A 7,594-nucleotide genomic window follows, 5' to 3' on the forward strand; every position below is an offset into this window, starting at 1 on the left:
CGACGCTGGATGCCGCGTTGTCGCCGCCCCCGGCGAGGCGACGCACCGGCGAACCTGCCGGAAGCGGGCTCGCGGCGCCGTCCCTCCTCGCCGGCATCATCCGTTTGAGGGATACCGCCGTCGATTTTGGACTGATATTGGTCTTATCGCGATCAGCGGGATCACCGTGGGGCGTGCTGATGCGGGAAGCTCTCATCGACCGGATCTACGAGGCTGCAGGCACTCCCGAGCTCTGGCCGGAGGTCCTTCAATCTCTTGGCGATACGGCGAACTCGGATGGTGCCGTGCTCATGGTGCTGCCCCCCGTCGGCATGCCCCGGTGGATCGCCTCACCGACTTTGGAGCAGCGCCTGCGTCATCACACGACCACGGCTTCCTGGCGCGGCAGCGGGCGCACGGCGCAGTGGCGCACCCTGGCTCATGCGGGCTTCATGCGCGACGTCGACCTCGTGCCGGGCTCCCATGACGGGCGGCCCTGCGAGGTCGACGCGCCGTTCTGGCAGGTGGGGACGACGATTCCCCTGGCGACCGGCGACGTCGCGATCATCACCGCCGAACGCCGGGCCCGGACCGGCCCCCATGAGGCCGCCATCCTGCCTCGGCTCGACGCCCTGCGGCCCCATCTCGCGCGCGCGTGCCAGCTCGGCGCCCAGTTCGGCTGCGAGCGCACCCGCGTCGCCACCATGACGCTCAACCAGATCGGGCTTCCCGCGGCGGTCCTGTCGGCCTCGGGGCGGGGGCTGACCATGAATGCCCGCATGCAGGAGCGGGAGGAGGTCCTGCCGCCGGGCCAGCACGGCGGCCTGCTGTTCAAGAGCCTGATCAACAGCAAGCTGCTGCAGGATGCGATCGGCAACGTCGGCGGCGGCCGGCATGCGACGCAGAGCATGCCGGTGCGCGGCTATTCCGACCACCGCCCTCAGATCGCTCACGTCATGCGCCTGGACCGGCACCCCGGCGACGTCTTCGGCGCCTCGGCGGTGCTGCTCGTCCTCGTGCACGTCGGCGCGTGGGCCGTTCCGGACGACGGCCTCCTGAACCTGCTGTTCGACCTCACCCCGGCGGAAGCGCGCCTGCTCCAGGCGCTGGCCGGGGGCTCGCGCCTGCAGAGCTACGCCGAGAGCGTCGGCGTCCAGACAAGCACCGTTCGCACCCAGCTCACCTCGATCTTCAACAAGACCGGGACCAAGCGGCAGGCGGAGCTGCTGAGCATCGTCGCCTCGCTCTCGATGTTCAGCGGGCAGACGGCGCCGTGCCTGGATGCGGCCTGAGGCGAGGTCCGGCTTCGTCCAGGAAGGCGGCCAACGCCTGCGCGGTCGGAAAGGCGTCGAAGGCCCCGAACCGGCGGGTCGTGAGGGCGCCGCAGGCCGCGGCCTGCCGCAGGGTCGCGTCGAGGGGCTGTTGTGCGAGCAGGCCCGCCATCAGCCCGGCCGCGAAGGCGTCCCCCGCCCCGACCGTATCGACCGCCGACACGGCGAAGGCCGGCTGGCGCAGGGGCGGCACTCCGCGGCGGAACGCGATCGCGCCGCACTGCCCCAGGGTCACCACCAGGAGCTCGAGGCCGCCGTCCAGCAGGGCGGCGATGGCCGGCGTCGCGGCCCGGGCCTCGGCGATGGCGTCGGGAGCGCCGAGGCCCAGATCGGCCGCCTCCACCGCATTGACGACGAGGATCGCAGTGTCGGCCAGGATCGCCGGGTCGAGGGCACGCACCGGCGAGGGATTCAGCAGGGTGGGAAGACCCCGCGTCCGAGCCAGGGCGAAGGCCTCGCGGATGGGGGCGTCCGGCGATTCGAACGTCGCCGCCACGAGGTCCGCCTGCCCGACGCGGGCGGCAGCGGCTCGGACGTCCTCCGCAGCGAGGGCGAGGTTGGCGCCGAGGCAGACCGCCAGGCAGTTCTCGCCGGCTGCATCGACGAAGGCGACGCCGGCGCCCGTTCAGCCGGCATGCGGCACCAGCATGGCCTCGGAGAACCCGACCTGCGCGAAGGTCGCGCGGACCACCGGGGAGAACACGTCCGTGCCCACGGCAAAGAGCCCGTCAACCGTGACGCCGAGCCGGTGCGCGGCGAACGCGAGGTTGAAGCCCTTGCCGCCGGGCTCGGCCACGAAGGCCGAGCCGTCGAGGGACTCGCCCGCCTGCGGCAGCCGCGCGACCTTGACCGAGCAGGCGATCACGAAGCTTCCGATGACAAAGACACGCATGGAGCGCTCCGAGCCGATCCGATATAAGCCTCTGTACCGGAGGTCGATCGCACGTGCGCCCCAAAAATCGGACGATGCAGGGGGAGGTCGACCGGGACATCGCGAGCGGCGAGCGTCCCTCGGTGATCTCTCTGTTGCGCCTGCGCGGCGACACCGCGATGCCGCTCTACCGGCAGATCGAGGGCCAGCTGCGCGAGCTGATCCTCTCGGGCTCGCTGCCGCCGGGCGTCATCCTGCCGGCCGAGCGCCAGCTCGCCGACAGCCTCGGGGTCAGCCGCGTCACGGTGCAGCGCGCCTATGCCGAGCTCAGCGACGACGAGTTTCTCGTGCCGCGCGGGCGCTCCGGCTTCCTCGTGCGCCGTCCCCCCGAGCCCGTGCGCCCGGGCATGGACCGGCTCAAGGGCTTCACGGAGGAGATGCGGGAGCTGGGGAAGATCCCGTCCTCGCGCATCCTGGAGCGGACGGTCACCGAGGACCGCTCGATCGCCTCGATCTTCGGCCTCCCCTCGACGGCCCCGTTCCTGCGCCTGACGCGCGTCCGGTCGGGCGACGGCGTGCCGATGTCGCGCGAGGTCGCCTGGTACAACATCCGCGCGGTGCCCGCCCTCGAGACCGGCGACCTTTCCGGCTCGGTCTACGCCTTTCTAAGCGAGCATCCGGGCGGCCGCCTCGTGCGCTGCGAGCAGACGGTGGAGGCGACCATGCCGACGGCGGACGAATGCGAGATCTTCGCCTTCGAACGGCCCCTTCCGTGCCTGCTGATCAAGCGCCACAGCTACAACCAAAACTCGGTCATGATCGAGTACGTCGAGGGCTTGTTCCGGGGCGATGCCTATCGCTATCGGCTGAATCTGAGCGCGTAGCGACTGAGATCCGACGTCGGATCCCTCCTCGCGTGGACTGCTTCGAATGGATGAACCCATCGGCTTGCGCTGGATGGATAGGAGCTTCGATGCTTACGGCTTTGGCTCGAAGGTCCGTGCCTGCTCTACCGCTCAGCGCGCAGTGGCTCGCCGGCTCCGGCCGGCCCCGAAGCTACTGCGCCGGTGGTCCTGCCCAGTCGACGGACCTGGGACGAAGTCAGGGCGAAGCGCTTGCGGAAGGTCCGATTGACGTAGGACAGGTCTCCGAAGGCGACATCAAAGGTGATCGCACTCACCGGGCGGGCATCCTCGGCCTCGATGAGGCGCTGCATGGCGCGGTTTAGGCGTCGGTCGAGGACGAAGCCCGACAAGGTCTGGCCCTCCGCCTGGAACATCGGCTGGACTTGGCGGCTGGAGACGCGCTGGGCCTGTGTGCCACGGTCGCCAGGCTGAGGTCCGGATTGCCAAGGCCTTGCCGCCGCGTTGGAAGGGCGCCAGCGAGGCGCGGATGGCCTCGGCGGGCGCGAGGTCCGAGACCGGCAGGATGACGTAGACGGAGGCGAACATGACGGTCGACCTAGGCCTCGGGCGGGAGCCGCGCCGCTCCGAGGGTAACGCATGCCGCGTCACGGCATCCGATACGGGTCACGGAATTTTTGGATGCCTGGGTCCGGCCGTGGTCGATCAGCCGATCAGGACGACGGCCTTTCGCACGTAGGTCGGCTGGTCGACCTGCCCGACGATGAAGTGGGCGACGTCGGCCCGCGCGATCAGGCCGTTCCGCCACTTTGAGGGCTCGGTGAGAACCTTGTAGCGGCCGGTCGCCGATCCGGGCGTGAGAACCCCTGGCCGAACGAACGTCCAGTCGAGGTCGCTCTTGCGGATGCGCATCTCCTGCGCATCCTTGTCGTCGTAGGCGCGACCGAAGACGAGGCGGAACGGGACGCGCTGAAGCAGGCCGATGGAGTCTCTGCTATCGCCCGTGCCGAAGCCGGTGACGGCGACAAGGCGCTTGACCCCGGCTTTCTCCATAGCCAGTACCAGCATGTTGGTCGCGTCCGAGAACAGCGTCACCGGGCCGAGCAGATCCTTGACCGGCACCCCGAGCGCCTGGACGACGACGTCAACGCCGTCGAGGGCGGCGGCGACATCTCCAGCCTTCAGCGCGTCACCCGTGAAACGCTCCAGACCCGTACCGGACAGGGTCATGGTCGTGGCCGAACGCGCGAAAGCCCGGACGCGATGTCCGGCCGCGAGCGACGCTTTCACGGTCTCCAGGCCGATACCTTTGCTGGCGCCGATGACGAGGACGTGGGCCATGGTCGTTTCCCGGTTGGTTGAATGCGCGACGAGACCCAATCAACCGCGGACGCGCCATGCGGTCGCTTGACCAGCCTCTCTACGGTTCGGTGATCGAGCTGTCCTGAAAGCCCGAGATCTCGTTGGCATGCCCCCGGGCATTGCAGGTATGCCCCTGATCGGACGCGGCTAGGCGGAAAGTCTCAGGATTACTGCGGAGGACCCAACGATGTGAGCCAGGGTCACCAGGACCGATCCGGTATGAAGGATGCCGAAGCGAGCGCGATTACCCATGTCGGTCGCGCCATTGATGGCCGGCATGAGTATCTGGCGCGCGAGGAGCGCCGTGACGGCGATCAGTCCCAGTATGAGTGCCGATGCCCTATCGGTGGTGGCTGTCAGCGCCGCGCCACCGAGGGCGCACACCATGACGAAGATGTAGAAATGCGGGAACGCGCGGCGCAGCAGTGGGCCTGCCGCGTCGGCGGGCAGCGCGCTGAACAGAAACGAAGCGAAACCGAACGAGTACAGGACCATCCCGCCGAACAGGAGGGCCGTCACGAGAATAGCCGCTTGCGTGAGCATCGGTTCCAAACCTCAATGGCTTTCAGATCGCCCTCGTGGGCGGCATCTGTTTCGCTCGGCTGATAGCCGTCCCCTGCGTCCTGAAACGCCTCTCCGCTTCACGCGCGAGGTCAGGGGATGGTCGGCACTCAGATCGAGTCTTCCGATGCCTGCTTGGCACAGGCCCTGAACACATCGCCGATCGCCAAGTCGGCATGCGCATTCATGCGCGCGGCATCATTGAAGCAGGACAACACATCCTTGCGCGGAGCAGCTATTGCGCTGGATTTCTCCAGCTGCTGCAGCAGACGATCACGGTCCGCGCCCGTTGCGGCACTCCAGTCCCGCAGGGTGTCCTGCGGTTGCAAGGCCAAGGCTGGCGTCGCGATCGATCCCAGTATCAAAATCACGAAAGCGCGAACCGGCATCTTGGATTTCCCCCCATCAACGTGGTCCTGGAATAGTCACCGGCTACTTGTTCGCATCGCCTCGAAGGGCTTGGTGAACGAGCACAACGGCGATGGTCCGCGTCGGCAACCGTGTTTTTTGCTTGCACCCACTGGTAGAAAGGCCCGAGTTGCCGTGGACCTCCCCGGACAGCGGACCCTGTTCCAGGTCGCGCCGCCCTTGCTTGCATCACGCCTTTGCCCATGGCCTTGTCGACGAGGGGCTTGGCACCGACCTTGACGTCGAGGGCGCCCTACTTGGCGTCCGCGACGGCCTCCACGACATCCCGCGTGCTGTAGGGCTTGGACACGAAGTGGCCGTGATCGGGGACCTCCTCATCCGCCAAGCGTTGTCGCCCGGAGGTCAGGACCAGTCGGATATCCGGCCACAAGGCGTAGACGCGCTCCGCCAGCGTCTTGCCGCACATCAAGCCGGGCATGTCGATGTCGGTGAACAGCACCCCGACATCCGAGCGCCGTTCGAGGATGTCCCAAGCCTCATCGGCGTTGCCGGCCTCGATCACCGTCAGGCCTGCGTCCTCAAGCATCTCGGCGGCGCATAGGCGAACGCGATCGTCGTCCTCGACCACGAGGATCACCGAGGCATCCAAGGGGCGCTTCGCGGACATGGGCGATCAACGAGCCATCCGCACGTTTGTTGCAGCCGAGGCATCCCTGGGCTGAAGCGTCGCGCATGCCGGCCTCGACCTGAAGAGATCGGGGAAAGCGCGACCGGAGCCGGGACGACCTTGGCGGGTTATGTCCCGGGACCTCGCCTGGCGCCTCGGCCCGGACGACCAGGTCACGGAGGGCGACAAGCGCCAGACGGAAATCCGCAACTTCATCGAGGCCATGGCAGTCCCGAGGCGGAGCGAGAGACGCTGACCGGAGGCCCATATCACGGGCGGACGTGATCGCCCGATGACGTTGGACGCATGACGGATCGGCGAAAAAGCCGCGTATCGATTCTTCGCGGAGGACGTTGCGTCTACGTCGAACCATCCGAAGCAGCTGAAAACAGCGCGTCCGCCGAGTGCGGCGGGATGGGGGAACGGAAGGAAACAAAATGTCCGAGCATACGTTCGACGAAACCAACATCACCTGGCGGACCCTGGATTGGCTGCCGCACATCGCCTTCTTCGTCTACAAGGTCGACGAGGAGAACCGCATCGTCGACGTCGTGTTCAAGTTCGCCGCCAACCAGCGGGTGATGCTGCACCGGCACAAGAGCCCGTACGTAACGCTGGTGATGCAAGGTGAGTTGAGGTTCTACCGCGAGGACGGAACCCTGAAGGAGACCCGTCCGACGGGCAGCTACGTCTCGGGCGTCGCGAACGCCGACCCCCACATGGAGGGTGGCGGCGACGAGGATGCGATCGTCTTCTTCAGCAACCGCAATATCGAGGATGCGCTCTACGAGTTTCTCGACGATGCGGGCAATCCCGTTCAGGTCCTCGGCATCGCGGACTTCAAGGCGCAGCTCCAAGAGCAGATCGCGACCGGCACCTTCGCGAAGGTCGCCGCTCGAGCAGCATGACCCCACCGAGCGCCGGGAAAGCGAGCTGCATTCCCGGCGAGGCAGCGTTCCAAACCGCGAAAAACCGTTGGCCCAACCGCAACTGCGCGGGGCTGGAGCGTCGTAGCGAGGGCGTGGTTCCGCCACCGCACGGTTGCGACGTTCGGCCTTCTGCCCTGCCGTCAGCTTGTCCTTGTCGGCGCCGCTCGCCTGCAGATGGGCTTGGAGTCCCGCTCTGCCGCGAACTCGAACCGCTCCTCGCGGACGACGGTCGGAAGTCGACGATAGTCTTGTGGTGGCCCCGCAGGTCGCCAGGGTCGCAGAGGAGCCGGTATCGGGAACGTGACCGCACTTGGGACGGTTCGCCCTGAGATGGAAACCTATGTCCTCGTCGTCGCCGGGTTCGGTGTCCTGGTGCTTCTGACGGCATGGCTGCCGATGGTGCTCCGGGTCCTGCCCCTGTCCTTGCCGATCTGCTGCGTCGGCATCGGTGCCGCCCTGTCGCTCGTCCCTGCCATCGGCGAGCTCACCCCGCATCCCGGCACGCACCCCACGCTCGTCGAGCGTCGCCGAAGGTGTAGACCCACTTCGCGGTGCCGCTCGTCATATCGATTCCGTCCGTCGTGCAAGAGGACTCGCGTCCAAGGGTCTTGCGTCAAAAGGATCTTGCGTCAAAGGAAGCCGGCGTCGAAGGGTTTGCCGGC

8 protein-coding genes and 1 pseudogene are annotated in these 7,594 nt (G+C 67.4%); 3 read left to right on the forward strand and 6 right to left on the reverse strand.

What is annotated here, in order from left to right; all coding sequences use genetic code 11:
• Positions 1 to 290 precede the first annotated feature (290 nt).
• Positions 291 to 1,271 carry a helix-turn-helix transcriptional regulator gene (locus MKK55_RS23585; RefSeq protein WP_243937911.1) on the forward strand — a complete coding sequence of 327 codons (981 nt, stop codon included), beginning with the start codon at positions 291 to 293 and terminating at the stop codon, positions 1,269 to 1,271.
• Here MKK55_RS23585 and MKK55_RS23590 read toward each other — a convergent pair.
• Positions 1,234 to 2,202, reverse strand: a pseudogene (locus MKK55_RS23590) (PfkB family carbohydrate kinase). The gene MKK55_RS23585 and the pseudogene MKK55_RS23590 sit on opposite strands and share 38 nt — an antisense overlap.
• A 53-nt stretch (positions 2,203 to 2,255) precedes the next feature.
• On the opposite strand from MKK55_RS23590, the gene MKK55_RS23595 reads away from it, so the two are divergent.
• Positions 2,256 to 3,065 (forward strand): GntR family transcriptional regulator, encoded by an 810-nt coding sequence (locus tag MKK55_RS23595; protein WP_243937914.1) that lies wholly within the window; start codon positions 2,256 to 2,258, stop codon positions 3,063 to 3,065.
• A gap of 125 nt (positions 3,066 to 3,190) precedes the next feature.
• Here MKK55_RS23595 and MKK55_RS29115 read toward each other — a convergent pair whose 3' ends face one another.
• From MKK55_RS29115 to MKK55_RS23620, 5 genes are all read right to left on the reverse strand, one after another.
• Positions 3,191 to 3,685 carry a helix-turn-helix domain-containing protein gene (locus MKK55_RS29115; RefSeq protein ID WP_279596339.1) on the reverse strand — a complete coding sequence of 165 codons (495 nt, stop codon included), beginning with the start codon at positions 3,683 to 3,685 and terminating at the stop codon, positions 3,191 to 3,193.
• A gap of 64 nt (positions 3,686 to 3,749) precedes the next feature.
• Positions 3,750 to 4,424 (reverse strand): NAD(P)-dependent oxidoreductase, encoded by a 675-nt coding sequence (locus tag MKK55_RS23605; RefSeq protein WP_313898982.1) that lies wholly within the window; start codon positions 4,422 to 4,424, stop codon positions 3,750 to 3,752.
• A 129-nt stretch (positions 4,425 to 4,553) separates the two neighbouring features.
• Positions 4,554 to 4,949 carry a DUF4149 domain-containing protein gene (locus tag MKK55_RS23610; RefSeq protein ID WP_243937918.1) on the reverse strand — a complete coding sequence of 132 codons (396 nt, stop codon included), beginning with the start codon at positions 4,947 to 4,949 and terminating at the stop codon, positions 4,554 to 4,556.
• A gap of 128 nt (positions 4,950 to 5,077) precedes the next feature.
• A complete protein-coding gene (locus tag MKK55_RS23615) occupies positions 5,078 to 5,356 on the reverse strand; it encodes a hypothetical protein (RefSeq protein ID WP_243937919.1) in 279 nt (92 codons plus the stop codon).
• 272 nt (positions 5,357 to 5,628) lie between these two features.
• Positions 5,629 to 5,973, reverse strand: coding sequence for a response regulator (locus MKK55_RS23620; RefSeq protein ID WP_409566115.1), 345 nt, complete (start codon positions 5,971 to 5,973; stop codon positions 5,629 to 5,631).
• 467 nt (positions 5,974 to 6,440) lie between these two features.
• On the opposite strand from MKK55_RS23620, the gene MKK55_RS23625 reads away from it, so the two are divergent.
• A complete protein-coding gene (locus MKK55_RS23625; RefSeq protein ID WP_243937921.1) occupies positions 6,441 to 6,911 on the forward strand; it encodes a regulator in 471 nt (156 codons plus the stop codon).
• Positions 6,912 to 7,594: the final 683 nt, after the last annotated feature.

Source organism: Methylobacterium sp. J-059 (assembly GCF_022829485.1).
In the GTDB taxonomy this organism is placed as follows: Bacteria; Pseudomonadota; Alphaproteobacteria; order Rhizobiales; family Beijerinckiaceae; genus Methylobacterium.

Excerpts from the sequence above, each read along its gene's own strand:
- MKK55_RS23585 (WP_243937911.1), top strand. The coding sequence starts at position 291 with ATGGTGCTGCCCCCCGTCGGCATGCCCCGGTGGATCGCCTCACCGACT.
- MKK55_RS29115 (WP_279596339.1), bottom strand. The coding sequence starts at position 3,685 with ATGCGTTACCCTCGGAGCGGCGCGGCTCCCGCCCGAGGCCTAGGTCGA.
- MKK55_RS23610 (WP_243937918.1), bottom strand. The coding sequence starts at position 4,949 with ATGCTCACGCAAGCGGCTATTCTCGTGACGGCCCTCCTGTTCGGCGGG.
- MKK55_RS23615 (WP_243937919.1), bottom strand. The coding sequence starts at position 5,356 with ATGCCGGTTCGCGCTTTCGTGATTTTGATACTGGGATCGATCGCGACG.
- MKK55_RS23625 (WP_243937921.1), top strand. The coding sequence starts at position 6,441 with ATGTCCGAGCATACGTTCGACGAAACCAACATCACCTGGCGGACCCTG.